At 44.0% G+C, this 366-nt stretch carries 1 protein-coding gene; it reads right to left on the bottom strand.

The window, feature by feature from the left end; all coding sequences use genetic code 11:
- A partial coding sequence (locus A3761_RS27440; protein ID WP_197472967.1) for a hypothetical protein occupies positions 1-366 on the bottom strand: 366 nt, incomplete at both ends.

Genomic DNA, 366 nt, shown 5'->3' with positions numbered 1-366 from the left:
ACGGTGTGACTATCTCCAAAAGTAGCCCAGGTGACATTGTCGTTGAAGTAATGACACGATTCTTCCGGGCGCAGGTAGTCTTTCCCTTTGGTGTGGCACTGTTTTCTCTTAGGGTTATGTTCAATCGTTGCATCATATTCGGTGCTAAAACGAAATTGCATGCCGTCAGTTGCGAGTATGAATCCAAAGCCTAATATAGCAATACCTATCCAACGTTTAGCAACCTGGATCATATCCTTGTTTTTGAACTTAGGGCTTCTTCTAAACGGGGTTTCGACATAGCGGTAACTTAGAAAAGCCAGTACGAAGGTTAAAAGTACTGCCAGGATGAATAGTGCTTCAGAAGGTTCGCCTGAGCTCTTCATC

Source organism: Oleiphilus sp. HI0123 (genome assembly GCF_001635315.1).
The sequence above is the reverse complement of the archived record's forward strand: the minus strand, read 5'-3'. Positions and strand labels throughout refer to the sequence as shown.